The 24,383-nt window shown below is 72.2% G+C and carries 23 protein-coding genes; 12 read left to right on the forward strand and 11 right to left on the reverse strand.

Annotation, left to right across the window (positions count from 1 at the left end; translation table 11 throughout):
* Positions 1-48: 48 nt before the first annotated feature.
* Together VF330_RS39755 and VF330_RS39760 are read right to left on the reverse strand one after the other, a co-directional pair.
* A complete protein-coding gene (locus tag VF330_RS39755; protein ID WP_330856920.1) occupies positions 49-603 on the reverse strand; it encodes a sigma-70 family RNA polymerase sigma factor in 555 nt (184 codons plus the stop codon).
* Between the two features lie 44 nt (positions 604-647).
* Positions 648-1,205, reverse strand: coding sequence for a sigma-70 family RNA polymerase sigma factor (locus VF330_RS39760; RefSeq protein ID WP_330856921.1), 558 nt, complete (start codon positions 1,203-1,205; stop codon positions 648-650).
* Positions 1,206-1,272: 67 nt separating this feature from the next.
* On the opposite strand from VF330_RS39760, the gene VF330_RS39765 reads away from it, so the two are divergent.
* From VF330_RS39765 to VF330_RS39785, 5 genes are all read left to right on the forward strand, one after another.
* Positions 1,273-2,025, forward strand: a complete 753-nt coding sequence (locus tag VF330_RS39765) for a zf-HC2 domain-containing protein (RefSeq protein ID WP_330856922.1) — start codon at positions 1,273-1,275, stop codon at positions 2,023-2,025.
* 58 nt (positions 2,026-2,083) lie between these two features.
* On the forward strand, positions 2,084-3,739 hold the full coding sequence (locus VF330_RS39770; protein ID WP_330856923.1) for a hypothetical protein: 1,656 nt from the start codon (positions 2,084-2,086) through the stop codon (positions 3,737-3,739).
* A gap of 61 nt (positions 3,740-3,800) precedes the next feature.
* A complete protein-coding gene (locus VF330_RS39775; RefSeq protein ID WP_330856924.1) occupies positions 3,801-4,988 on the forward strand; it encodes a sensor histidine kinase in 1,188 nt (395 codons plus the stop codon).
* A complete protein-coding gene (locus VF330_RS39780; RefSeq protein ID WP_330856925.1) occupies positions 4,985-5,638 on the forward strand; it encodes a response regulator transcription factor in 654 nt (217 codons plus the stop codon). Before VF330_RS39775 ends, VF330_RS39780 begins: the two co-directional genes overlap by 4 nt.
* A gap of 138 nt (positions 5,639-5,776) precedes the next feature.
* Positions 5,777-7,225: a M14 family zinc carboxypeptidase gene (locus tag VF330_RS39785; protein WP_330856926.1), complete on the forward strand. Its 1,449-nt coding sequence runs from the start codon at positions 5,777-5,779 to the stop codon at positions 7,223-7,225.
* 11 nt (positions 7,226-7,236) lie between these two features.
* On the opposite strand, the gene VF330_RS39790 is transcribed toward VF330_RS39785, so the two are convergent.
* The 4 genes from VF330_RS39790 to VF330_RS39805 all read right to left on the reverse strand — a co-directional run bounded on the left by VF330_RS39790 (position 7,237) and on the right by VF330_RS39805 (position 12,329).
* Positions 7,237-7,818, reverse strand: a complete 582-nt coding sequence (locus tag VF330_RS39790) for a TetR/AcrR family transcriptional regulator (protein WP_330856927.1) — start codon at positions 7,816-7,818, stop codon at positions 7,237-7,239.
* A gap of 9 nt (positions 7,819-7,827) precedes the next feature.
* Positions 7,828-8,580: an alpha/beta fold hydrolase gene (locus tag VF330_RS39795; RefSeq protein ID WP_330856928.1), complete on the reverse strand. Its 753-nt coding sequence runs from the start codon at positions 8,578-8,580 to the stop codon at positions 7,828-7,830.
* Between the two features lie 107 nt (positions 8,581-8,687).
* A complete protein-coding gene (locus VF330_RS39800; RefSeq protein WP_330856929.1) occupies positions 8,688-9,389 on the reverse strand; it encodes a glycoside hydrolase family 11 protein in 702 nt (233 codons plus the stop codon).
* Positions 9,390-9,563: 174 nt separating this feature from the next.
* The gene (locus VF330_RS39805; protein ID WP_330856930.1) at positions 9,564-12,329 is read right to left on the reverse strand and encodes an AfsR/SARP family transcriptional regulator; all 2,766 of its coding nucleotides are present in this window, start codon (positions 12,327-12,329) and stop codon (positions 9,564-9,566) included.
* Between the two features lie 196 nt (positions 12,330-12,525).
* Between VF330_RS39805 and VF330_RS39810 the strand changes: the two genes are divergently transcribed.
* The gene (locus tag VF330_RS39810; protein ID WP_330856931.1) at positions 12,526-12,855 is read left to right on the forward strand and encodes a hypothetical protein; all 330 of its coding nucleotides are present in this window, start codon (positions 12,526-12,528) and stop codon (positions 12,853-12,855) included.
* Between the two features lie 53 nt (positions 12,856-12,908).
* On the opposite strand, the gene VF330_RS39815 is transcribed toward VF330_RS39810, so the two are convergent.
* The gene (locus tag VF330_RS39815) at positions 12,909-13,679 is read right to left on the reverse strand and encodes an SDR family oxidoreductase (protein WP_330856932.1); all 771 of its coding nucleotides are present in this window, start codon (positions 13,677-13,679) and stop codon (positions 12,909-12,911) included.
* A gap of 10 nt (positions 13,680-13,689) precedes the next feature.
* Positions 13,690-14,301, reverse strand: coding sequence for a TetR/AcrR family transcriptional regulator (locus VF330_RS39820; protein ID WP_330856933.1), 612 nt, complete (start codon positions 14,299-14,301; stop codon positions 13,690-13,692).
* Positions 14,302-14,355: 54 nt separating this feature from the next.
* Here VF330_RS39820 and VF330_RS39825 point away from each other — a divergent pair, with 54 nt between their 5' ends.
* Together VF330_RS39825 and VF330_RS39830 are read left to right on the forward strand one after the other, a co-directional pair.
* Positions 14,356-15,378: an alpha/beta hydrolase gene (locus VF330_RS39825; protein WP_330856934.1), complete on the forward strand. Its 1,023-nt coding sequence runs from the start codon at positions 14,356-14,358 to the stop codon at positions 15,376-15,378.
* Positions 15,375-15,851 carry a GNAT family N-acetyltransferase gene (locus tag VF330_RS39830; RefSeq protein ID WP_330856935.1) on the forward strand — a complete coding sequence of 159 codons (477 nt, stop codon included), beginning with the start codon at positions 15,375-15,377 and terminating at the stop codon, positions 15,849-15,851. Before VF330_RS39825 ends, VF330_RS39830 begins: the two co-directional genes overlap by 4 nt.
* Here the strand turns inward: VF330_RS39830 and VF330_RS39835 are convergent.
* Entirely contained in the window at positions 15,838-16,680 is an 843-nt protein-coding gene (locus tag VF330_RS39835; RefSeq protein ID WP_330856936.1) for a helix-turn-helix transcriptional regulator, read from the reverse strand. The two genes, VF330_RS39830 and VF330_RS39835, sit on opposite strands and share 14 nt — an antisense overlap.
* A gap of 100 nt (positions 16,681-16,780) precedes the next feature.
* On the opposite strand from VF330_RS39835, the gene VF330_RS39840 reads away from it, so the two are divergent.
* The 3 genes from VF330_RS39840 (at position 16,781) to VF330_RS39850 (ending at position 20,641) form a co-directional block, all read left to right on the forward strand.
* Positions 16,781-17,545: an SDR family oxidoreductase gene (locus VF330_RS39840; protein ID WP_330856937.1), complete on the forward strand. Its 765-nt coding sequence runs from the start codon at positions 16,781-16,783 to the stop codon at positions 17,543-17,545.
* A gap of 133 nt (positions 17,546-17,678) precedes the next feature.
* Entirely contained in the window at positions 17,679-20,075 is a 2,397-nt protein-coding gene (locus tag VF330_RS39845) for a type 2 lanthipeptide synthetase LanM family protein (RefSeq protein WP_330856938.1), read from the forward strand.
* Between the two features lie 23 nt (positions 20,076-20,098).
* Entirely contained in the window at positions 20,099-20,641 is a 543-nt protein-coding gene (locus VF330_RS39850) for an SMI1/KNR4 family protein (RefSeq protein ID WP_330856939.1), read from the forward strand.
* Between the two features lie 364 nt (positions 20,642-21,005).
* Here VF330_RS39850 and VF330_RS39855 read toward each other — a convergent pair whose 3' ends face one another.
* The gene (locus VF330_RS39855; protein ID WP_330856940.1) at positions 21,006-21,959 is read right to left on the reverse strand and encodes a hypothetical protein; all 954 of its coding nucleotides are present in this window, start codon (positions 21,957-21,959) and stop codon (positions 21,006-21,008) included.
* A 126-nt stretch (positions 21,960-22,085) separates the two neighbouring features.
* On the opposite strand from VF330_RS39855, the gene VF330_RS39860 reads away from it, so the two are divergent.
* Positions 22,086-23,060, forward strand: coding sequence for a hypothetical protein (locus VF330_RS39860; RefSeq protein WP_330856941.1), 975 nt, complete (start codon positions 22,086-22,088; stop codon positions 23,058-23,060).
* Positions 23,061-23,599: 539 nt separating this feature from the next.
* Here the strand turns inward: VF330_RS39860 and VF330_RS39865 are convergent.
* Positions 23,600-24,277: a Crp/Fnr family transcriptional regulator gene (locus VF330_RS39865; protein ID WP_330856942.1), complete on the reverse strand. Its 678-nt coding sequence runs from the start codon at positions 24,275-24,277 to the stop codon at positions 23,600-23,602.
* Positions 24,278-24,383: the final 106 nt, after the last annotated feature.

Raw genomic sequence — 24,383 nt, forward strand, 5'->3', positions numbered from 1 at the left:
CTAGGTCCTGTCCCGTGAGTCCGTTCGATGAGAGTCACGGGACAGGACCTAGGAGACGCGGCGGCCCGTGCTGTCGTCCCGGATGGCGGTGACGAGGTCCTCACGCGCCCTGGCGACGCGTGACCGGATCGTCCCGACCGGGCAGCCGCAGACCTCGGCGGCGTCCGCGTAGGACAGACCGAGCACCTGGGTGAGCACGAACGCCGCGCGCCGTTCGGGGTCGAGCGAGCCGACGAGCTCGGCGAGCACGACGTCCTCGGCGAAGCCCGGTTCGACCGGGCCCTCGACGTCGCTGCCGTCGTGCGACCGGGGCCGGGAGCGCAGGGACCGGATGTGGTCCGCGACCACCCGCCGTGCCACCGCCAGCAGCCACGCGCGGGCCGGTGACCTGCCCTCGTACCGCGCCAGCGCGGGCAGCGCCCGCAGGTAGGTCTCCTGGGCGAGGTCGTCGGCGAGCCGCACGTCGGCCGCCAGGTGGGCGACGAACCGCCACACGTCGGCCTGCGTGGCGCGGACGAACGCCTCCGTGGCGGCACGGTCGCCCCCGCGCGCACGGAGCGCGTGGGCGGTGATCTCAGCGTCGTCGCTGCGCAGCGTCCTCACAACCGGGGACTACGAACGGCGCGAGGCCGCGGTTCAGCCGCGTCTCAGCCGGTTTCGCTGGCGTCGTTCCCGGCGGACCTCACGAGGTCCTCGCGGGCCCGTGCGACCCGCGAGCGGATCGTGCCGATCGGGCAGCCGACGACCTCGGCGGCCTCGGCGTAGCCCAGCCCGAGCACCTGCGTCAGCACCAGGGCCTCGCGCCGGTCGGCGGCCAGGCCGTCGAGCAGCAGGTTGAGCTCGACGACGTCGGTGAAGTCCGACGAGACGTCCTGGCCGCGGTCCGCCGCCTGCACCCAGTCGACGTCCGGCGACACGCGGGGCCGCGACCGCGCCATCCGCACCTGGTCGACCACGACCCGCCGGGCGATCGACAGCAGCCACGTCATGGCCGAGGACCGCGCCTCGAAGTACCGCAGGCTCGACAACGCGCGCAGGAACGTCTCCTGCGTGAGGTCGTCCGCGACGCCGACGTTCTCGAGGTGGGCGACGAACCGCCACACGTCGCGCTGGGTCGCCCGCACGAACCGTTCCAGGGCGTCCCGGTCGCCCTCGCGGGCCCGCAGCGCCCAGCGGGTCACCTCGTCATCGGCGGAGGAGTTCACGAGGACGAAGCGTAACGGTCGCGCTTCCCGGGACCGCTCGCCGATCGCCGGGAACCAAGTAGGCCGGATGACCGACAATGTGTACGTGGACTGCAGCACCTGCCGCGAAGCCCTGTCCGCGCGACTCGACGGGGAGGACGAGGGCGTGCCCGCCGCCGAGGTGGACGCGCACCTCGAGACGTGCGCGCCCTGCCACGAGTGGCAGGAGACGGCGACGGCGCTCAACCGCACCCTGCGCGTGCGGCCGGCGACCCCCGTGCCCGACCTGACCGCCGCGATCGTCGCGGCCGCTCCCCCGGTCACCAGGGCGGCGCCGCGCGGCTGGCTGGCCAGGACGCTGCTGGGCGGGGTCGCGATCGCCCAGCTGACCCTGGGGCTCGCCCAGGTGCTGGGCACCGGCTCGTCCTCGCACGGCGGCCACGCGACCGGCGTCGACAGCAGCCACCTGTTCAACGAGAGCACCGCCTGGAACCTCGCGCTCGGCCTCGGCCTGCTCTGGACGGCCCTGCGTCCCGCCGCGACCGCGGGCATGCTGCCCGTCACCGCCGCGTTCGTCGCCGTGCTGATCCCCTACTCCGCCAGCGACCTGCTCAGCGGCACCGCCACCGCGGGCCGCGTCCTGTCCCACTCGCTGCTGCTCGCCGCACTCGCCCTGCTGGCGCTCACGCACTTCCGCGGTCGTGGACCGGGCGGCCGCAGGTCGCTGCGGGACGACGACTCCGGCGGCGCCGAGGACTCGTCCGAGTCCCCCCGGCACGAGGAGGGGCCGCCCGCCCGCCGCGTCCGGTTGCGGCCGGTGAGCCGCCGACACGTCGCCTGACCAGCCTGAGTCGTCCTGCTAGCCTCTGCGCCTCTTCTTCGACCTGGTGGGACGGACCGTGTTCGACGCTGATGACCTGCCCGCCTTCGCACCGCCGGAGCTCGGCGAGCCCGAGGACGACGACGTCGAACGGCCGCCGTTGCGCGGCACCACGGCACCGCCCGCCGGGCTCGCGGACGTGGACTGGGCGGCTCTGGAGGACGCCTACGACACGGCCGACCAGACGCCGTTGTTCATCGAGGCGCTCACGAGCGACAACGACGGCGACAAGAACTTCGGCGTGTACGGCCTGTACTCGGCCACCACGCACCAGGGTTCGGTCTACACGGCGTCCGAGGCCGCGATCCCGTTCCTGGCCGAGCTCGTCCGCCAGGACAACGGTCTGGCGTTGATGTTCCTGGCCCGCATCGCCGTCGGCGAGACGCACTTCGTGGCGCGGCCCGACGACGTGGCCAAGGCGACGACCCCGTACGCGGGCCGGGTCGCGGAGTTCGCCGGGGACGTCGAGGCGATGTGGACCCGCACCGGCGACGACGAGGCGTTGCGGCTGCTCGTGCTGCTGGGCAGGGAACCCGAGAAGCTGCCCGCCCTCACCCCGGACGCCTCTGCCGGCCTGTGCCTCGCCCACGCCTTCCTCGCGGCGCGGGACAACGGCGTCACCCCCGGCGGTGCGAGGAGGACCGACGCCAGGACGGACCACCTCGCCGCGGCGCGGGACCTGATGGCGACCAGCCCGTCGTTGTTCGTGCGGGGTGCCGCCGCGGCCTGCCTGGTCTACTCAGGTTTCGCCGACGACGACTCGCGGGCGCTGCTGCACCACCTCGCGCAGGGCGAGTACCCGGTCCACGACGTGTGGGCGGGTGACCTGGCCGACCTGGCCGCCGCGGCGTGGACCTTCGGCACGGACGACGACGCTCTGCTCACCGCGCCGGGAGACAGCCGGCCGAACCTGCACTCCCGGCTGCTCGAACGGATCGCGCGGCAGTTCCGCTCCAGTGGCGAGCACTACCGGCCGTTGTCGCCGGAGGAGCTCACCGCGGAGCAGCGCACGACCCTGGAGACCGCGCTGCGCGCCAGTCCGCAGACGATCACCGGCGTGGACGTGGACTACCTGTGGGTCGACGTCCCGGGCACGGTCGCCGCGGCCGAACGGCTGCTCGGCACCGCGACCGGGGAGCTGAGCCGGCGCACGTCCCGCGGCCCGCTGTGGTTCGTGCTGGAGGACGACCTGCTCGCGCGGGGCGACCGGGAGACCGCGCTCGCGGCGCTGGCCGAGGTGGACGCGTGGGCCGCGCTCGGCGAGGTGTTCACCGCCCGGCGCCCGGAAGACACGGAGGAGACGACCAGTCTGACCGTGCGCCACTTCCGCGGCGACCGCGAGGACGCCGTCACCCTCGTGCTGTGCTCGACGTTCGCCGACGCGCTCGGCTCGTCCCGCGCGCGGGCGGAGGCGTTCCTGGACGGGTGGCTGCCGAAGGTGTCCGAAGTGGACGGGTACGACCTGGCGTTCGCGGTGCCCGGTCAGCGCATCGGCACGGCACTGGTGGCGCTGGCCCGCTCCGGCGGGCTGCCGGCGCGCTTCCACCCGATGGTCAAGCCCTACCACCGGTTCCCGGAGTACTCGACGGTTCCGCTGGAGCTGCTGCGCGAACTGGCGGAGGCGCTGCCGGCGGACGTCCGCGCCGCCCGCCTCGCCGAGTGGGACGACGACTGACGCACGCGCCTCCCCCGAGGGAGGGAGGTCGCGTTCCTCGTCGTGGCCCATAATCCGGCCGGTGGACAAGCCCGCCCCGCACGACGAGAACACCAAGCTGCGCCGGCAGTCCGTGCTGATCGCGCTGGGATGCGTGATCGGCGACGGCGTGCCGTTCCTGCTGCACGCCGCGCACTCCTCGTCCCACCCGGCGGTCTGGGCCGCGGGTGCCGCCATCCTCGCCGTCGACCTGGCCCTCGCGCTGCCCGCCCGCACCGCCGGTCCCGTCGCGGTCGCGCACGGGCTCGTGCGGGTCGCCGTCGCCGTGCTGCTGGTCGTGGTGGCCGGTCAGCCCGACGACGGCATCGGCAACGCCACCGGCCTCGCCATCTCGGCCTACCGGGCCGGTGCCTGGATCGAGGGCGCACGGGCGTGGGTCGCGCTCGCCGCGCTCATCGCGGGCATGGCCGTCGCCATGGGTCTCCAGGGCCTCACGACGTCCACGCCGAACATCCTGGCGACGCTGACCAACACGATCCTGCCGTGGTTGCTCGGCCGGCACACGACGGGACGCAGCGGGTACATCCAGGAGATCCGCCGCAGGGCGGACGAACAGCAACAGGCCGTGGCCCGCGCGTGGGCCGTCGCGGCGGAGGACGAGCGGGGCGCGATCGCCAGGGACCTGCACGACACCATCTCGCACCACGTGAGCGCGGTCGGGGTGCACGCGGCCGCGGCCAGGCTGTCGCTCGGGGCCGGCCGGGAGACGACGCGGGCCACCGGGTCGCTCCAGCAGGTCGAGTCGTCGAGCCGGGCCGCGCAGGCGGACCTGCGGCGGATGCTGGACCTGTTGCACGGCAACGACTCCGACGGCATCCGCCAGCAGAGCCTCGGTGCCCTCGACGGACTTGTCCAGTACAGCAGGACCGCGGGTCTGACCGTCCACCTGGAACACCACGACCTGTACCCGGACTTGCTGCCCGACTCCCTCAACCTGGCGGCCTACCGGATCGTCCAGGAGATCCTGACCAACGCGCTGCGCCACGGCGACGGCGTTCTGCACCTCACCCTCACCCAGACCCCGGACGAGCTCGTCCTGTCCAGCCACAACTCCTTCACCGGCTCGCCCGACCGGTCGCGCGGCACGGGGCGGGGGCTGGACGGCATCCGGCACCGGGTCGCGCTGTTCGGCGGGTCGCTGGCGCACGGGACCGGCGAGCCGGGCGTGTGGCGCACCAGCCTGACCCTTCCCGTCCAGGAGGCACCGTGAAGACCCGTGTCCTGCTCGCCGACGACCACGAGTTCTTCCGGTCCGGCTTCCGCAGCGCGCTGGAGACCCAGCCCGACCTCGAGTGCGTCGCGGACGTGGGCGACGGGAGGGCGGCCGTGGCCGAGATCGAACGGCTGCGCCCGGACGTCGCCGTCCTCGACATCCGGATGCCGAAGATGGACGGGCTGGAGGCCGCCGAGACCGTGTTGTCCCGTGCCGGCAACGAGGTCAAGGTCGTGCTCCTCACGACCTACGACGACGACAGCTACATCTACCGGGTGCTGCGGGCGGGAGCGAGCGGCTTCTGCCTCAAGAGCATGCCCACCGAGGAGCTGTTCGGCGCCATCCGCGTCGCCGCCCGCGGGGACGCGCTGATCGACCCGGCGGTGACGCGGCGGCTCGTGACCCGGTTCGCCACCGGGCTGGCACCGCGACCGGCCCGCGCGGCCGAGGGCCTGGACCGGCTGACCGCCCGCGAGCGGGAGATCCTGCTCGAACTGGCGCGCGGGTTCTCCAACGCCGAGATCGCGGCCCGCCTGTTCGTCGGCGAGCAGACCGTCAAGACGCACGTCTCCAACGTCCTGGCGAAGCTCTACCTCCGCGACCGGATCCAGGCCGTGATCTACGCCCACGAGAACGACCTGCTCTGACGATCCTGGCGCACCGCGGGAGGTCCGTGATCCCCCGCGTGAGGGAGAAGGGATTCACCGCCGCGGGTGAGCCTTCCGCCCGTTCCACGCCCTTACGTTCTGGTCCTTCAACAAATGCTTTGGACGAAGGACTTGACCATGACGCACACCCACTCGCGGGTGTCCCGGCGAAGCCTGTTCCGCGGCGCTCGCCTGGGCGCCGTGGCCCTCACCCCGCTGGTCGCCGGCTGCGACGACGTGCCGTCGGACACCGCACCGGGTCCGGCCGGGGGCGGTCTGCTCGACGAGCTGCCGGACATCGGCGCGTTCCCCACCGTGGACGAGATGAAGGCGTTCGGCGCCCGCATGACGCGCGACCACTCCGACCGCGCCACGCTCACCGAGATCGGCCGTTCCCGCGCCGGCGATCCCATGCACATGCTGCGGGTGCGCGCCGAGAGCCCCCGTGGCCGGGCGCTGGTCATCGGCCAGCCGCACCCCAACGAGCCGATCGGCATGGCCACCGTCGTCGCGCTCGCCGACGGGCTGCTGACCGACCCCGCCGCGCTCGACGCCACCGGGGTCGACTGGTACTTCGTGCTGTGCGCGGACCCGGACGCCACCCGCCTGAACGAGGGCTGGTTCCGCGGACCGCGGACCCGCGAGCAGTATGCGCGCCACTTCTTCCGGCCGGGCGGCGACCAGCAGGTCGAATGGACTTTCCCGTTCCGGGCCGACGATTTCGTGGTCGACGCGCCGATGCCGGAGACCAGGGCGTTGATGGCCGCCATCGACCAGGTGAGACCGACCGTGATGGCGTCGCTGCACAACAGCGAAACCGGCGGCGCCTACTACTACGCGAACGCGGGCGAGGTGCCGTTGTACCCCGTCCTCACCGGACTGTGCGACGCGCACGGCATCCCGCTGCACCGGGGCGAGCCGGAGATCCCGATCGCCGCGGAGCTGAGCCCCGCCGTCTACACGCTGCCGACCGCCCGGATGATCTACGACGCCGTCAAGGCCGCCGGGGGCGACCCGGCGCAGGTCGTGACCGGCGGGAACAGCCTCGACCACGCGAGCGCCCACGGCAGGGTGCTGGGCCTGGCGATCGAACTGCCGTACTGGCGCGACAAGCGGGCCGGCGACACCACCACGGCCGGGACCAGCCGCCGGGACGCGCTGCTGCGCGCGCTCGACCTCAGAACCGAAGCGGCACAGCGGTTGCTGTCGTTGCGTGCGGCGGCGGAACCGCTGGCGGCGAGCCCGTTCCGCGACGCGCTCGACTCGTTCCTCACGCCGATGTCGCCGGAAGCGCTGGCGGCCGAACGGCAGGAGATCGAGGCCGGCCAGGAGTACCGGCGGCCGGCGACCGCGGCGGAGGAGTTCAGCGCGGTGGCCGACGCCCACTCGTTGCGGCTCCGGCTGGGCGGCATGCTGCTGCGTGCGATGCCGTCCGGTGCCGCACCCCGCGCCGAGGCCGACGAGTTGCTGAAGCGGTGGTGCGCCGAGGCGGACGCGCACAGCCCGGCCGACCCGATCCCGATCCGCGACCTGGTCGCCGTGCAGGGCAAGGCCGTTCTGGCGGCCGTCGCGCATTCGGTGCGCTGACGGCGGTCGCCTCAGCGGCGCAGGCCGTTGATCAGCAGCCGCACGAGGTGGCGCACGTCGTAGCGGAACCCCTCGCCCACCTTGGCGCCGGCGCAGATGCTGCCGACGGCGCGCATGAGCTCGAACGCGTCCTGGCCCTCGACGATCTCGCCGGCCTTCGCGGCCTCGTCCAGCAGGCGCGTGCACACGGGCCCGAGGTGTTCGAGGAAGTAGTCGTGCAGCGGGTCGTAGCAGGCGTCGCTGGACTGGAGCACGGACGCGAGGCCCTGCTTGGTGACCACGAAGTCGACGAACCGGTCGATCCACCTCGTCAGCGCCCGGTGCGGACTGGGCTCCTCCGCGAGCAGCGCGGGCCCGGCCGCGGACAACGACTCCACCTGCGACCGGTAGACGGCCAGGATCAGGTCCGCGCGCGTCGGGTAGTGGCGGTAGATGGTCGCGGTGCCGACTCCGGCGCGGCCGGCGATCTCCCGGATCGGCGCCTCGACACCGGAGGTGACGAACACGGCGGCCGCCGCTTCGAGGACGCTCCCGGCGTTGCGCCGCGCGTCGGCCCGCCGGGGCTGCGCCGCCGCACCGGGAGAGTCGCTCATCGGTCCATCCTATCGACCGGCTCCCGCCGGCGACGGTGCGCTCGCGGCGGCCAGCTCTCCCAGCTCTCCCAGGTCGAGCAGCATCGCGGCCAGCTCGCCGGGCACGATGACCATGCAGTCGTGCCCGGACACCAGCTCGCGGACGTCGGCGGGCTCGCCGTTGGGCTGCACGGCGGGCACGGGCCGGGGATCGATGCCCTCCGGCTTCGGCGTGCAGTGGATGTGGGTGCGCGGGATCGCGGCGAGGGCGGGGTGGTCCATCGCGACCGGTTCGTCCAGGCAGTGGACCGTCTGGTCGGACAGCATGGACCGCACCCAGGCGACGTCGGCGGGGTCGGTGACGCCGAACAGGCCGAAGGGCTCCGGCGGCGGGGGCACCCGCCAGCCGTCGCCGAGCATGCCGCGCGAGGCGGGCAGGACGTCGAACGCGCTTTCGCCGTGCTCGGGCACCATGGCGTCGAGGTAGACGAGCCGCGCGATCCGTTCGGGCACCTCGTTCGCCACCCCGGAGATCACCATGCCCGCGTAGCTGTGCCCGACGAGGACGACGTCGTGCAGGTCCTCCTCCACCAGCAGCCGCACGACGTCCGCGACGTGCGTCCGCAGACCCGTGTCCTCGCTCAGCAGGTGCCTGGTCTCGCCGTACCCGGTGAGGGTCGGGGCGAACACCGGCCGCCCGCTCGCCCCCAGCCGCGGCACGACCTTCGACCAGCACTGACCGCTGTGCCACGCCCCGTGCACCAGCACGTACGTCACCGGCATGATTCTTCTCCGCTCGAACCGGGTCCCTGCGCGGAACCCGAAGTGGGACACCGTCCCGGTTACAATATGGGACAGTGTCCCGCTTCGTCGAGCGGGGGGTGCGGAGGTCACCTCACGGTGATGTTGGAGTTGCCGCTGCTCTGGTAGCCCTCGGTCGCGAGGATCATGTAGTAGTTGAAGCTGCCCAGCCGCATGTTGGCCCGGCTCCACGCGTCGAAGTGGTTGCCGGTCGTGATGGCGCCGCCGGTGCGCCTCTGCTGCCGGACGCTCCAGAACTGCGGGAAGGTCTTGTTGTTGCCTTCCACGGACGGCGCGTTGTACCGCATTGTCTGGTAAATGTCGTACGTGCCGCCGTCAGTGGTCACCGTGCCTTTGTAGGTGCCGGTCGGCCGGTAGGTCCCCCAGTTGTCGACGATGTAGTACTCGACGAGCGGATTGGACGTCCACCCGTACAGCGTGAGGTACGCGTTGCCGGACGGGCTGAAACTGCCGGAATAGTTCACCGTGCGCCGCGAGCCGTTGCTCCAGCCCTTGCCGCCGACGAAGTTGCCGACATTCGTCCACGAGGTGGAGTAGTTGCCGCCGCCCGACAGGTTCATGCAGACCCGGCCACCGCCGTCGGTCCAGAAGGAGAAGTAGTACCCGCCGTCGTTGCCCGTCTGGCTCGAGCAGGTGGTGGCGGTGGTGCCCACGTCGGCGCCGGCGACACCGGGGGTCAGCGCCATCACGAGCGCGATGCAGGTGCCACGGAGGAATAGGGCGACACGTCCGCTCTTGCGGCTCCGCGGCCGGAAATCGTGTCTGATCATTGACAGCACTCCTCGCCATCGAGGTTCGATCGCGGCGGAACGTTTTTCGACGTTAGCAGCGCCGACGAGGCGCCGAAAGTCCGGCGGTGGGTTTCGAGAATGTTTCGAAACCTTTTCGAGCAAACCCGGACTTGCACGACAAGTCGAATTCGCGTTCGTCGTCCCGCTAAAAGTTCACAACCGGTCGAGCTCCCGCTGCACGCGCGCGGCCTCGTCGTCGCGTCCCTGGTCGCGGTACAGCTCCAGCGCCTCGGTCCACACCGCACGGGCCTCGTCGAGCCGTCCGAGGGCGACGAGCGGCTGGGCCGACCGTTCGAGGGTGCCCGCGACCTGGAAGACGGCGCCGAGGTCGCGGAGCAGGGCGAGGGACCGCCGGTAGTGGCCGACGGCCTCGGCGTGCAGGCCGCTGTGGTGGTCGATGTGGGCCAGGGTGTCCCAGGTCGCCGCCTCGCCGTCGGGGTCGTGGTGCAGCCGGTAGAGCTTGAGCGCGGTGTGGCAGTGGTCGCGGGCCTGGTCGTGGTCGCCGAGCCGGGCGATGTACCAGCTCGCCGAGTTGAGCATGTGGGCTTCCCAGGTGGGGTTGCCGACGACGCGGTACAGCTCCAGGGCGCGGTTGCTGTGCTCAAGCGCCCGTTCGTCGTCGTCCCGCAGCCCCCACGCCCAGGCGAGCATCCGGTGGGTGTGGGCCTGCGCGGCCGGGTCGTCCAGCCGCTCGACCAGGGCGAGGGCCCGGTTCAGGTGGCCGACCGCCTCGTCGTGCATCCCGAGTTCGGTGTAGGCGTTGCCGAGCTGCCGGTGGGCGAGCACGACGGTGCCGGGGTCGCCGAGCTGCTCGGCGGCGGCGAGGCCCGCCAGCCAGACGGCGAGCCGGTCACGGCGGTGCCCGCTGCGCAGCTGGTAGATGCCCAGGGTCCAGGCCAGCTGCCACACCGGCCGGTGCCAGTCGCGGGCGACGGCGGCCTGCTGGGCGGCCAGCAGGTTGTGGTGCTCGGTGTCGAACCAGGTCATGGCCGCGGCGAAGTCGGGCGGCGGCTGCGGGACGCAGCCGGCGGCGAGCGGGTCGAGGTCCAGGGGCTCGCGCTGGGAGTCCAGGAGCAGGTCGGCGGCGTGGGCGGTGTGCAGGTAGAAGCCGACGACGCGCAGCAGTGCCGTCTCCCGTTCGTCCTCGGTCAGTTCCCCGGCGACGTCGGTGGCGTAGCGGCGGATCAGGTCGTGCATCGAGTACCGGCCGTTCGCCGCCCGGTCGAGCAGCGAGGCGTCCCGCAGGTCGCGCAGCACCCTCCCCGCGCGGGCCGGGGGCAGCCCGGTGAGCGCGGCGACGGCCGGCGGGCCGATGTCCAGGCCGGGCGCGATGCCCAGCAGCCCGAACACCGCCCGCTGCTCGGTGGTCAGCGCGCGGTAGGACCACGACAGCACGGTCGGCAGTCCGGTGGCCGGGTCCTCCAGCGCGGCCATGCCCAGCTCGCGCAGGTCGGCGGCGAACTCGGCCAGCGGCACGCCGGGGTGCGTGTGGGCGCGGGCGGCGATGATGCCCAGCGCCAGCGGCAACCCGCCGCAGAACCCGATCAGCTCGGTCACCGCGTCCGGTTCGGCGGCCACGCGGTCCGGTCCGAGCCGGCGCACGAGCAGCGCGCGGGCCTGGTCGTCGTCCATCGTGCCGAGGGCCAGGTGGTGCGCGCTGTGCCGGGTGACCACGCCGGTCAGCGTCGTGCGGCTGGTGACCAGCACCGTGCACGAGCTCCCGCCGGGCAGCAGCGGCAGCACCTGCTCGGCGGTGGCGGCGTTGTCGAGCACGACCAGCATCCGCCGGCGTGCGACCAGGCTGCGGAACAACGCGGCCTGCGCGTGCGGGTCGAGCGGGATCCGGCCGGGCTCCGCGCCCAGCGCGTCGAGGAACCCCCGCACCGCCACCGCGGGGGACATCGGCGCGTCGGCGGGGCTGAACCCGTGCAGGTCGACGAACAGCTGCCCGTCCGGGAACCGGCCGAGCCGCTGGTGGGCCCAGTGCACGGCGAGCCAGGTCTTGCCGATGCCGCCCGCGCCGCCGATCGCGGAGATCACCATGGTCCGGTCGGGCCCTGCCTCGTCCAGCGTGGCGGTCAGCGCCGCCAGCTCGTCCTCACGTCCGGTGAAGTGCGCGGGCGCAGCGGGCAGCTGCCGTGGCACGACCTCCTGTTCCGCGGCCTTGACGACCGGTGACAGGGCCGTGTCCGCGGCCAGGATCCGCTGGTGCAGCTCTCGCAGCTGCGGGCCGGGATCGGTGCCGAGCTCCTCGACCAGCCTCTCCCGCAGGGTCCGGTAGTGCCGCAGCGCGTCGGCCGTGCGCCCGCCGCGGTGCAGCGCGAGCAGGTACTGCCCGGCCGTCCGCTCGTCCAGCGGGAACCGCGCGGCACGGGCCGACAGCTCCGCCACCAGCTCCTCGCCGTGCCCGACGTGCAGCCGGGCGTCGACCAGGTCGTGGTCGGCGGCGAGCAGCTCCTGCCGCAGCTCCTCGCGTTCCGCCTCCGCCCAGTCGCCGGTCAGACCGGTCAGCGGGTCCCCGCGCCGCAACGCCACCGCCTCGGTCAGCAACTCCACCACGCGCGCGTCGCCCGCACCGCGCGCACGGGCCCGCAGGTCGCGGAACCGGTGCAGGTCCACCACGCGCTCACAGCGGTCCACGACCAGCGCGTACCCCCCGGACCGCAGCACGATCTCCAGCCCGTCCGCCCCGGCCAGCGCCCGCCGCAACCGCGAGATGTGGCTCTGCAACGTCGCCCGCCCGCGCCGCGGCGTGTCCGCGCCCCACACCCGCGCCACCAGCTGGTCGGCCGGCACCACCCGTCCCGCGTCCACGACCAGCGCCGCCAGCACGCACCGCTGCCGGGCGGGCCCCAGGTCCACCGCCCGCCCGTCCACGCGCGCGACGACCTCGCCCAGCACACCCAACTCGACCCCCACAGCCACTCCCCCCGGATGCGCTCCGCCACGGCGGGGCGGAGACGACCGCGCCAGAAATAGCGGTTCGACCAGCGCATTGCAGAAACCTTGCAAGAGGTTCACACGAACGGCGGTGCACCTTGGGCGGCAGCGGGGCCCGGGAACACCAGGGGAAGGGCCGCCGCGGGAACAACGATCACCACATGAGGGGACCTCGATGAAGCTCACCAGGAAGACGGCGGCCGCCACCGCGATCGCCGCGGGGGCGCTCGCACTCACCGGCCTCACCACGGGCACGGCCTCCGCGGCCGAGGACGGCGGGATCACCGTCATGGGCAACGCCCCGTCGTGCGTGCGCGTGTGGGTGAACAGAGGCACCGTCACCCAGACGGGCCACGCGAAGAACGAGTGCGGCTACCGGCTCAACCTCAAGATCATCTGGGCCTGGGGCGCCGACGGCGCCTGCTTCTCCGTGGACAACGGGGGCGAGATCACGAGCAAGGTCGCGATCGAGCCGCGCGTGTTCGACGGCGCCAGCACCTGCTGACAGGCCGTCGGCGGTGTCCGGCCCTCTCTGGGGGAGGGCCGGGCACCGCCCGGTCAGGCCGCGACGACCGCCACCCCGGTCCGCCCGCCGTCCACGTCCAGCACGATGCCGTGCACGAACTCGGCGTCGTCCGAAGCCAGGTACACAGCGGCGGCGGCGATCGCCTCCGGCCGCCCGGACCGGCCCGCGGGCGTCCCCTTCATCATCACGTCCGCCGCGGCACGGGTGGCGGGGTCCCAGTCCGCCGACGCGATGACGCCCGGCGAGATCGCGTTCACCCGGATGCCCTGCGGACCGAACTCCGAGGCCCACGCGCGGGTGAGCGTCTCCATGGCGCCCTTGCTGGCGCTGTAGATCGCGCCGCTGGGCACGCCGAGCCTGCTGATCCACGAGCCGAGGTTGACGACGACGCCACCGCCGGCGCCGATCATCCCGGGCAGGAGGGCCTGGGTGAGGAAGAACGGCGCCTTCACGTTGACGCCGAACACGCGGTCGACCATCTCGTCGTCGGCCGTCGGGGTGGAGGAGGCCGGGTAGACGCCGGCGTTGTTGACGAGGACGTCGACGCGTCCGCCCAGCAGCGCGGTGGCCTCCGCCGCCAGCGCACGGCTCGCGGCCGACGAGCCGTCCAGGTCGGCGCGGGCGAAGTCGGCCTTGCCGCCGGCCGAACGGATCGCATCGACGACGGCGGCGCCTTTGGTCTCGTCGCGGCCGGAGACGACGACGTGCGCTCCCTCCGCGGCGAGCGCGACCGCGGTAGCGCGGCCGATGTTGCTGGTGGAACCGGTGACGAGGGCTGTCCTGCCCTGGAGTCGTGATGTCATGCAGCCGAAGCTAGGAGCGCAATTTTGGACCTGCAAGTCCAGAAGTGCGGAGGTGGTCGAGGAGCGTGTCGAGGACGGCCTCCAGGTACGTGACGCTGCCCGTGGACCTGAGCACCTGCACGCCGCCCTGGATGCCCGCGATCAGCGCCGCGGACAGCCGCGCGGGGTCGACCGAGGCGCCGACCTGCCCCGAGTCCTGCATCGCGACGATCCCCCGGTGCAGCTCCGACTCCCACTGGCTCAGCAACGTGCTGATGACCTCCTGCGCGCCCGGCGTGCTGCCCAGCTCCCCCATCAGCACTCCGAGCGGGCACGACCGGCCCTGCGCGCGGTAGCGGGCGACGACCGAGTCGCGCCAGCGGTCCCAGGCGGCCCACGACGTCAGCGCGCTCAGGTGGGGTTGCTGGTCGTCGAGCACGCGGCCGGCCTCGAACTGCGCGACAGCGAGGAAGAGCCCCTCCTTGCCGTCCGGGAAGTAGTGGAAGATCTGGCCCTTGCTGGTGCCGGTGATCGCGCGGATGTCGTCGAGAGTCACGCCCACCGCGTCGTCGCCGCGCAGGTGGGCCGCCGCGCCCTCGATGATGCGCTGCCGGGTCGCGCGGCCCTTCGCCGTTAGCTTCACGACCACCACGATAAGTTTTCTGGACTGGCAGGTCCACTGTGGTTGACTGCGACCATGCTTCCCTGGGACAGCCCTCTCGCCGGTCGGCTCGACCGGCGCACGATCACGTCCGAGCTGCTGCGCGGCAACCCGCTCGGTGATCCGCACGAGCGGCCGGTGTGGGTGTACGTGCCGCCGGGCTACGACGAGAGCGGCGAGCGGTACCCGACGGTGTACGTGATCCAGGGCTTCACCGGGCACGTCGGCATGTGGGCGAACCGCTCGGCGTTCCGCCAGCCGTACGTCGAGACGGCCGACGCGGTGTTCGCGAACGGCGCGCCTCCGTGCGTCGTGGTGTTCGTCGACGCGTGGACGTCGTACGGCGGCTCGCAGTTCGTCGACTCCCCCGGCACCGGCCGCTACCACTCGTACCTGTGCGACGAGGTCGTGCCGTGGGTCGACGCGCACTACCGCACGATCCCGGACCGCGAGTCGCGGGCGATCCAGGGCAAGTCGTCGGGCGGGTTCGGGGCGATGATCACGCCGATGCTGCGGCCCGACCTGTTCGGCGCGCTGGCCACGCACGCGGGCGACGCGCTGTACGAGCTCTGCTACCTCGCCGACTTCGGCACGGCCGCGCGGGCGTTGCGCGGCTACGACCACGACATCCGCAAGTGGTGGGACGACTTCCGCGGCCGCACCGCCTTCACCAAGCCGGAGGACGGGCCGTTGCTCAGCGTCTACGGCGTGGCGGCGTGCTTCTCCGCACGGGAGGACGGCACGCCGGAACTGCCGTTCGACCCCGTGACGGGCGCGCCGCTGCCCGAGGTGTGGCAGCGCTGGCTCGACTGGGACCCGGTGCGGATGGTTCCCGCACACGCCGAGGCGATCCGGTCGCTGCGCGCGGTGTGGATCGACGCGGGCCGCAGCGACGAGTACTACCTCGACCTCGGCGCGGAGGCGTTCCGGGCGAAGATCGCGGAGGCCGGGATCCCCGGCGAGCGCGTGCGCTTCGAGCTGATCGACGCCGGCCACGGGGGCATCGACTACCGTTACCCGCTCTCACTGGGGTGGTTGGCGGAGAAGGTGGCACGGTGATCCAGGACGTGGCGTTGCGGCCGGTGGAGGAGTCCGACTTCGACGTGTTGTTCGAGTTCATGCGCGACCCGGAGTCGGTGCGCATGGCGGCTTTCACGGCCGAGGACCCCGACGACAGGGCGGCGTTCGACGCCCACCTGCGCCGGAACCTCGCGCGGGAGGACACCACGAACCGCGTGATCGTCGGCGACGGCCGGGTCGTGGGCAGCATCGCGAGCTTCGTGGTCGAGGGCGACACCGAGGTCACCTACTGGGTCGACCGCGCCGTCTGGGGTCAGGGCGTGGCCGGCCGGGCGCTCGCGCTGCTGCTGGAGGAGGTCGCGGTCAGGCCGGTGTACGGCCGCGCCGCCAGCGACAACGCGGGCTCGATCCGGGTGCTCGCGAAGGCGGGCTTCGAGGTCGTCGGCACGGACGTCGGTCACGCGTCGGCACGGGGCGTCGAGATCGAGGAGACGATCCTCAAGCTCGGCTGAACTTCTCCGTGCCGAGCACGCCGAGCAGCTGGATCTTCTCGAACGCCTCGCTGCGCGGTGGCGCGGTCAGCACGAGCAACGCCTGCGACTGGTCCTCCGTGAACAGCGCCTGGCAGTCCACCTCGATCTCGCCGAGCTGGGGGTGCACGAGCACCTTGTGGTCCTCGAACCGCTTCGCGACCTCGTGCCGTTCCCACAGCTCGGCGAACTCGGCGCTCTCCTTCCGCAGCACGCGCACGAGCTCGCCGGCCCGTGACCGCGGGCCCATCGAGGCGTAGGCGGCGCGCAGGTTCGCGACCTGCGCGCGGGACTGGTGGTCGCGGTCCTGCTCGCGGTAGACGAGGCGCTCGTCGGGGTCGGTGAACCAGCGGTAGATGCCGCTGCGGGCGAGACCGGTGAACCCGGACGAGTCGCCGTAGAGGGCCTCGGCGAACCGGTTCTGCACCAGCACCTCGCTGAGGTTGGACAGGATCAGCGCGGGCGTGTCGTCGAGGCGGTCCAGCACCCGTTGCAACGCGGGCGCGACGTGCGTGCTCGTCACCCGCGTGGACGGGGCGTTGCGGCCGGAGACGTGGAACAGGTAGTCGCGCTCGTCGTCGGTGAGGCGCAACGCCCGTGCCAGCGCCGCCAGCATCTGCTCGCTGGGCTGCGGGCCGCGTTGCTGTTCGAGGCGCGTGTAGTAGTCCGCGGACATCGCCGCGAGCGCCGCGACCTCCTCGCGCCGCAGCCCCGGCGCACGCCTGCGCGCACCCACGGGCAGACCGACGTCCTCCGGCCTCAGTTCCTCACGGCGGCGGCGCAGGAACGCCGCGAGCTCCACTCTGTCCACCACTCCAGTATGGGCACCGGCGCGTGCTCAACCAGGGACCGCCGATCCCCCGATAAGGCCTCTCTGGTGCGGCCCGTGCCGGAGAGCCCAGGATCGGTGCATGGACATCACCGGAAACACCGTCTTCATCCCCGGCGCCACCAGCGGCATCGGCCTGGCGCTCGCCCTCGCCCTGCGGGAGCGCGGCAACACCGTGGTCGTCGGCGGCCGGCGCACCGAGCTGCTCGAGAAGATCGCGGCCGAGCACCCCGGCGTGGAGACCGTCCGCATCGACACCGCCGACGCCGCGAGCGTCCAGGAGGCCGCGAAGGACGTCCTCTCCCGCTTCCCGGCGCTGAACGTGGTGATCACGATGGCGGGCATCATGCGGGCGGAGGACTGGCACAAGCCCGAGACGTTCCTCGCGTCGGCGGAGCAGACGATCACGACCAACGTCCTCGGCCCGATCCACCTGATCGCCGCGTTCGTCGAGCACCTGCAGACCCGCCCGGACGCCACGATCATGACCGTCTCGTCCGGCCTGGCCTTCGCGCCGCTGCAGATCACGCCCAGCTACAACGCCTCCAAGGCGGCGATCCACATGCTCAGCGAGTCGCTTCGCCTGCAGCTGGCCGACACCTCGGTGAAGGTCGTCGAGCTGGAGCCGCCGTCGGTGCAGACCGACCTGCTGCCCGGCCAGGCCGAGAACGAGCACGCCGTGCCGCTCGACGAGTACATCGCCGAGGTCATGAGCATCATCGAGACCCAGCCGGACGCGCGGGAGATCCAGGTCGAGCGCGTGAAGTTCCTGCGCTACGCCGAGGCGCGCGGCGACTACGACCAGGTCGTCGCGACGCTCAACCAGACCGACCCGCACGGGAAGTGACGCTGCGGTCGTGAACGGGCCGGGACCCCGGCCCGTTCACCTGCAAGACAGCGCATCTGCCGGGCGGCCATCCGGTCGGTCACCGCCCCAACACGGCCCCCCGAGGGGCCGACTCACTGGCACCCTGGGTGACATGGAGATCGGCTGCCGATTACCTCCCGCCCCCACCGACGTGTTCGCGCACGTCGTGTCTCCGTGGGTGGACGCGGCGACAGCCCGTCTGCACACCGCGCTCGCCGCACTGCCCACCTCCGCGGTCGATCCGTCCGCGCTCGTCGACTCGTGCGCCAGACGTCTGACCTCCCGCCTCACCCGGCTCGCCGCGCCGGTTCTCGTGCACGAGCTGTCGCAGGCGACCGGGCTGCGGGGCGAGGACGAGCGCGAGCGGTTCGCGAGCTTCTTGGCACGCAAGCACTTCGGGCCCTATCCCGTGCTGGTCCGGGAACTGGACTCCGAACGCGACACCACGGTCGAGGTGGTCGTCGAGATCGCCACCCGGTACGCCGCCGGCCAGGACCGCCTGTGCGAGACGGTGCTGGACGCCAAGTCCGCGCTGGTCGACGTCGAACCGAGCGGCGACCGCCACCAGGGTGGCCGCGCCACCACGATCCTGTGGCTGGCCGACGGCCAGCGCGTGGTCTACAAACCGCGCGGCGTCGACGCGCACCTGGCGCTGGGACGCGTGGTCGAGCTGGTGAACGACCTGGTGGGTCTCGACCTCGCGACGCTGACCGTGCTGCCGGCGGACGACCACGGCTGGACCGAGTTCGTGGAACCCGCTCCCCTGCCCACCGCCGACGCGGGCCCGTACTTCCGGCGCCTCGGCGGCCTGCTCGCGGTGCTGCACCTGGTGCGCGCCACGGGCATGCACCACGAGAACCTGATCACGCGCGCCGACCAGCCGTTGCTCGTCGACGTGGAAACTCTTTTCCGGGCGATGCTTCCCGGCACGCGGACCGATCCTGCCGCCCTCGCGCTCGACCGCTCGGTGGCCCGCACCGGCATCCTGCCCGCGCTCGCCGGACGGCACGGCCTCGTCGACATCTCCGCCGTCGGCGGCGACGCGGGCCAGCGAACCTCGGGCACCACAACGGAATGGCTCGACGCGGGCACCGACGGCATGCGCGCGGTGCTCCGGCCGGAGGTCGTCACCGGCGCCGCCAACCGCCCGACGTGGCGGGGTGAGCCCGTCGAGGCCGCCGACCACACGGGGGCGGTGCTGACCGGTTTCCGCCAGACCTACTACGCGATCTCCTTCCACCGCCACGAGTTCGCCCACGTCCTGGCCACGTGCGGCTCGCTGCCGGTGCGGGTCGTGCCACGTCCGGCGGCCCGGTACGCCCAGCTGCTCGCCGCCGCCCGCCGGCCCGCGATGATGCGCGACGCGGACGTGAGGTCGCAGGCGCTGCGCCGCGCCTGCGCCACGGGTTCCCCGCCCGGCCTGGCCGAGGCGGAGGCCGCCCAGCTCGACGCGGGCGACATCCCGCTGTTCACCGCCCGTGCCGGTGGCCGCGACCTGGAGTCGGCGGCGGCGACGTTCCCCGGTGTGCTGCCCACCTGTGGCCTGGAGGAGGCGCTGACGTGCCTCGCCTCGTTCGACGAGTCCGACCGCGCCGAGCAGGAGTGGGTGATCGCCGCGTCGCTGGCCACCCGCCGGACCGCGGCGGTCGGCGCCCACCAGGTCCAGCACGCGGCGGCGACGGACGACGTGCTGTCCGCGGCCTGCGCGATCGCCGACCAGATCATCGCCTCCGGCTGCGGCACCGGCCGGGTCAACTGGATCGGCCTGGAACCCGCCGCCGGCGACCGGTGGCTGGTGCTGCCGATGGGCGCGGGCCTGGCGCACGGCTACACGGGGGTGGCGCTGTTCCTGGCCCAGCTGGGCCGCATCAGCGGCGACCGCCGCTACACCGACGTCGCCCGCCGGGCCCTCGTCGCCGTTCCCGAGTTCCTGGCCGCGGTGCACGACAACGACGACCTGATCGCCGAAGTGGGCTCCGGCGGCGTCACGGGGTTCGCGGGCATCGGGTACGCGCTGGCCAGAACCGCCGGGCTGCTCGGCGACGAGGAGATCGCCCGCTGGGCGCGCACGACCGTCCGCCTGGCCGACCTGGCCGCGGAGGTGGCGCAGCCGGAACACGGCCTGGCGACGGCGATGCGCGCCCTCGACGCGGAGGTCGGCAGCTCCTACGCGCGTGAGCTGGCCGAGCACTTCCCGGACGGGCCCACCGGCCCCGTGCAGTGGTGCCGGCACGGCGCCTCCGCCTGGACGGACGAGGACCTGTCGCTGTGCCACGGCAAACTCGGCCACGCCGACGTGTCTGCCGGCGGCTGGTCCGCCACGGCCCGCCACCGCCGCACGACCGAGGTGCTGGCCGAGCTGCGCCACGGCGGGCCGCAGTGCGTCACGCCCGACAACGTGCCGACGCCCGGCCTGCTCACCGGGCTGGCGGGCGTGGGGTTCGGCCTGCTGCGCCTGGGGTTCCCGGACCTGACGCCGTCGGTCCTGCGTTTCGACCCGGCGAGCTGAACCCTGTCGCGTACCGTGCGCGGGTGGAGATCACTGACGACCGCGGGTTCCCCGCCGCGCTGGCTGCCCTGAGCGGCATCACGTTCCCGTGGCAGTACGACGAGGAGGCCGACGAGGCCTCCGCCGGCAACATGGACTACGAGCCCTACCAGGAGTTCGACTCCGCGGAGGAGACGACCGACTGGATCCGGTCGTGGACCGGCAACTCCGAGCTCGACGGCGACGCGTTCCGCGTGTTCGGGCAGGACGGCACGGGCGGGCTGGCCGCGTTGTGGCTGGTGCGCGAAGGTCCGCTGACCGCGCAGCCCGTCGTGTTCTTCGGGTCGGAGGGCGAGGTCGGGCCGGTCGCGACGAGCCTCGGCGAGTTCCTCTGGCTGCTGGCGGGCGGCGTTGGGCCGATGGAGGCCGTGGAGTTCGGCACGGACAGCGGGGTGCCGAACGAGGAGCTGCGGGCCGTCGCGGAGAAGCACTCCGGCATCGACCCGCGCACGCCCGCCGAGGTGCTCGCGGCGGCGAAGGCCGAGTTCCCCGACTTCGCCGAGACCGTGCAGTCCTGGTGCCGCTGAGGTCGTGAGGGGAACCGGTCATCGTGCCGGTTCCCCCATGGTCTACACCACTTTGCGGATGCGGTTCACGCTCGGCGGAACCTGTTGTGCCGCAAGGCGAACAGGAACCGTCCTGCGGAGGCCTGCCCCATGAGAAAGCTCCTCGCAGTCGTGCTCCTGGCTCGACGAGAAGGTCGGGCAGATGACGCAGGCCGAGCGCACCGGATCGGCCGCGCCACGACGGAGGAGGTGTCGGGCACCGGCTCTGCCTCGTGGCTGCCGGCGGCAGCGGGGGTGACTTGGCGAACGTGAACTGGTTCCAGTTCGCGCGTTAGACCGTGACAGACGATGGGGCGCTCACCTGGAACCAGTCCCCCTGGGATCGTCAAGGAGACCAGCCGATCCCGTAGCCGAACCCCGGCCTGAGAGCGGTGAAGCCGGCCGTGACCTCGTCGGCACCGTTGAGTTCCAGCAGGTTCTCGCCCGGTGAGATCGGGTCCGACAACACGCGGTGGTGGGCCCCGTCGATCTTCCACAGCGCCGAAGGCGGCCGTGAGCGCTCGAAGCGGACGGTGACGACGAGCGAGGAGCAGGTGACAACGGGCACGACCGCGTAGTACGAACGGATCGGCAGACCGTCCACCACGCGGAACTCCATGGTGAACGTCAGTTCCTCACCCCGCGACAAGGGCGAGGGAAGGTCGAGAAGATAGCGGAAGTGGCCTGCGCTGTCGTGGTGCTCGGATCCCATCCGCGCGCCGTGCATGACCTCCGCGGACAGTTTTCTGTCCTGGGTCGGCGTGCCCGGTTCGCACGGCAGGCTGAACCTGGCGCTGACCCTGCTCAGTCCGTCGACCGTCGCCACGATGGTGCGCTGCTCGATCACCAGCGGTACCTCGCCGTCGAGCCGGACGAGCACCTTGCCGCGTTCGACGGCCCAGCCGTGGTCGTGGTCATCGGCGTCCGCTGACGTCACCGCGAGGTGCGCCAGGTGGTCCAGCGCGTCGTTCATCCTGCGTCGCATCGTGCGCGACGACACGGGTTCGGCGGCGGCGAGGTACTCGGTGCGCAGCTTCAGGCTTGGAAACCGACACCTGGGGTCTATCGCGAGGGCCACGCGCACCGCTTGCAGCTGGTCCTCGATCAGGCCTTGCGGGACCAGCTTGTCGATCGCGCGAGCCACCTGGAGGCGCACGTCGTAGTCCGAGGCGTTGCGGGGAACGTTCGCCCACCCCGCGACCGCGCTTCCTATCAACGAGTGCAGTTTCTTGCGGTATAAGCCACGTCCTCGGCACAGGGCACCGAGCTCGTCACGCAGCCTCTGTTCCGGCCCGGTCATGGCACGTCACCTCGTTCCGGCTGTCGATGGGACAGAACTCGGCCACGTTCTGGCCACTCGTCCTTTCCTGGCCAGGAGAGCATTTGCCATCCCCCTGAACAGACCACAGGTGTCAAGGAGATCCGAGTGCTCCCGCGGGACGACTCCACCCTCTTCACCCTCGCTCGGCAAGGCCTGCTCGCCGCCAGGTTCGCTGTAGCCGACACCGCGGAACGGCGTGCGCTGCTGCGCGAGCTGTACGCGGTCACCTGGCCGATCGTGTTCGGCAGAATCACTCGGCCGGCCGAGTCGAAGCGCGGCCACCACCGGTGCGCCAGAGGTTTCGACAAGCTCATGCCCGACTGCGCGGACAGGTTCCACGACGACGTCGCGGCGGTGATCGGCGAGATCGTCCGGCGCACCACCCGCCCGGTCGCCGACCTCGAAGCCTGGATCGCGGCCACTGCCAAGTCCGCGACCGTCGACGCGCACCGCCGGCGCCGAGGCGAGATCGGTGCGCTGCAACGACCGCGGCTCGCGGGATGGCTGCGCCAGGAGCTCGCCGGCGACGAGTGGCTCTGCCTGCTCGCTGTGCACGTGCTCGAGTGGGTGGGCGTGCCCACCACCGCCGGAGCAGGGCTGTGGCCCCTCGACAGCTGGGCGGAGCGACGTGCGGAAGCCACCTCCGACTGGCAGGGCAGCACTCCCGCGGTCGTCGCCCGGGAAGTGGAGGTCGTGCTCTCCGCGATGCGGAGCCGGCCGGCGTGGTCGGCACGTCACGTCGACAGGCCGATGGGTCACAAGCAGCCCGCCACCTTGAGCTGCCCTGATCCGTTGCCGCCGTTGGCCCTGGTCGATCAGCACCACACGACCGACTCCCGTCTCACTGCGGCTGCCCGGTCCGCCGTGCAGACGATCGCGCTGCGGCTTGAGCGGGGAGAAGCTCCCGACGTCGTGGTGCCGGACGTCGTCCGCGAGCTGTTCTGCGGCGGAGACGCGACCGACGGCGAAACCTCCGAATGGCTCGCCGGTCAGCTCCTCGACGACGCCGGTCTTCGCCGGGTGGTCACCTCCGTCCTGCGCGTCATCGACGGGTCCGACGATGACGTGCGGACCGGCTGACCGCCGCACGGCCCTGGCCAGTTCATCTCTGAGCAGCTCGAACAACAGCCTGCGCTCGGCCGCGGTGAGCATGCGCTGGGTCATCTCGCACTCCTCTTGTCCCCGGTACGAGAGCTACTGACGGACCGCGCTCCACCGCACGCCTTCCGGGAAGATGAGGGCGGCCGGCTGACGGTCCAGGTCAGCCGGCCGTTCCTCAGGCCGTCACAGGCCCAGCAGAACGAGCATCCAGTGGCTCTCCACAGCACACCTCCTCCGGTCCGAGCACGAGCTCGGAGCTGGCAGGAGCCACCTCGTGCCCGACGGACGCCACCGCGACCGCCCCGGCCGCGACACCGAGGACGAATGCGAGGACGACAATCCGAATAATTGCCGAAATCGAACAGCAGACACCCACGACGACACACTCCTGACCACAGCCCAAAGCCGAATTGATTGCGAATGCGCCGACATTCCTGTTTCCGTGGCGCTCAATCAGAATGGCCGGGTCATGAGGAAAAGACCGCGCCCCGTGGCACACACGCTGTGTGCCGTTTGGCTCACATGGTGGTGAGGGAGCGCAGCACTTCCGGCCGGTGCACGACGATCCGCTTCCGGCCGGTGCTGATGACGCCGCGGGCCCGCAGAACGCTCAACGCGCGTGCGACGGCGCGACGCGAACCTCCGAGCTGGCGTGCGATGTCCTCCTGGGACAGGGGCGTCCGGATCTCGATGCCCTCGGAGGTGCTCACACCGCGTTCGGTGACCAGCTCGACGAGGTGGTGCGCGAGCCGTTTGCTGACGTCGAGCGCCGCTGCGCCGATCCGCGCCCGTTCGGCATCGCGCAGGCGGGTGGCCATGGTGCTCATCAACGCCAGCGCGACGGAGTGGCGTTCCTCGAGCATGCCGAGGAACTGGGCGCGGGAGAACTGGACGACCTCGACCTGTTCGATGGCGCGCACCGAGGCCGTGCGCATCCACCCCAGCACAGCGGCCAGCTCGCCGAGCACGTCGCCGGGGCCGCGCAGCGCGTAGATGATCTCGCGCCCGTCCTCCAGCAGCGTCGAGACCCGTACCCAGCCGGACCGGATGATCTGGACGTGGTTCGAGGGGTCGTCCTGGTGCAGCAGGACGTCGTTGGCGGTGAAGGAACGGGCGATGCCCCGCCCGAGCAAGAACTCGCGATCGCCGGCTGCGACGAACGAGAACAGGCTGCCGTCGACGTCACCGCGGTTCATGACCACCTCCACACCCCCTGGTGCCGACCGGTCGTGGCGACGGGCCGGCACCAGGTTCTCACGCGGACGTGGCCGTTCGGAGGATCTACCGCATCTTGGCCTTCGG

Source organism: Lentzea sp. (assembly GCF_036380075.1).
Classification (GTDB): Bacteria; Actinomycetota; Actinomycetes; order Mycobacteriales; family Pseudonocardiaceae; genus Lentzea.

Bases quoted from the DNA above. Each gene is read 5' to 3' on its own strand.
- VF330_RS39765 (WP_330856922.1), top strand. From the start codon at position 1,273: ATGACCGACAATGTGTACGTGGACTGCAGCACCTGCCGCGAAGCCCTG.
- VF330_RS39785 (WP_330856926.1), top strand. From the start codon at position 5,777: ATGACGCACACCCACTCGCGGGTGTCCCGGCGAAGCCTGTTCCGCGGC.
- VF330_RS39790 (WP_330856927.1), bottom strand. From the start codon at position 7,818: ATGAGCGACTCTCCCGGTGCGGCGGCGCAGCCCCGGCGGGCCGACGCG.
- VF330_RS39795 (WP_330856928.1), bottom strand. From the start codon at position 8,580: ATGCCGGTGACGTACGTGCTGGTGCACGGGGCGTGGCACAGCGGTCAG.
- VF330_RS39800 (WP_330856929.1), bottom strand. From the start codon at position 9,389: ATGATCAGACACGATTTCCGGCCGCGGAGCCGCAAGAGCGGACGTGTC.
- VF330_RS39810 (WP_330856931.1), top strand. From the start codon at position 12,526: ATGAAGCTCACCAGGAAGACGGCGGCCGCCACCGCGATCGCCGCGGGG.
- VF330_RS39815 (WP_330856932.1), bottom strand. From the start codon at position 13,679: ATGACATCACGACTCCAGGGCAGGACAGCCCTCGTCACCGGTTCCACC.
- VF330_RS39825 (WP_330856934.1), top strand. From the start codon at position 14,356: ATGCTTCCCTGGGACAGCCCTCTCGCCGGTCGGCTCGACCGGCGCACG.
- VF330_RS39840 (WP_330856937.1), top strand. From the start codon at position 16,781: ATGGACATCACCGGAAACACCGTCTTCATCCCCGGCGCCACCAGCGGC.
- VF330_RS39845 (WP_330856938.1), top strand. From the start codon at position 17,679: ATGGAGATCGGCTGCCGATTACCTCCCGCCCCCACCGACGTGTTCGCG.
- VF330_RS39855 (WP_330856940.1), bottom strand. From the start codon at position 21,959: ATGACCGGGCCGGAACAGAGGCTGCGTGACGAGCTCGGTGCCCTGTGC.
- VF330_RS39865 (WP_330856942.1), bottom strand. From the start codon at position 24,277: ATGAACCGCGGTGACGTCGACGGCAGCCTGTTCTCGTTCGTCGCAGCC.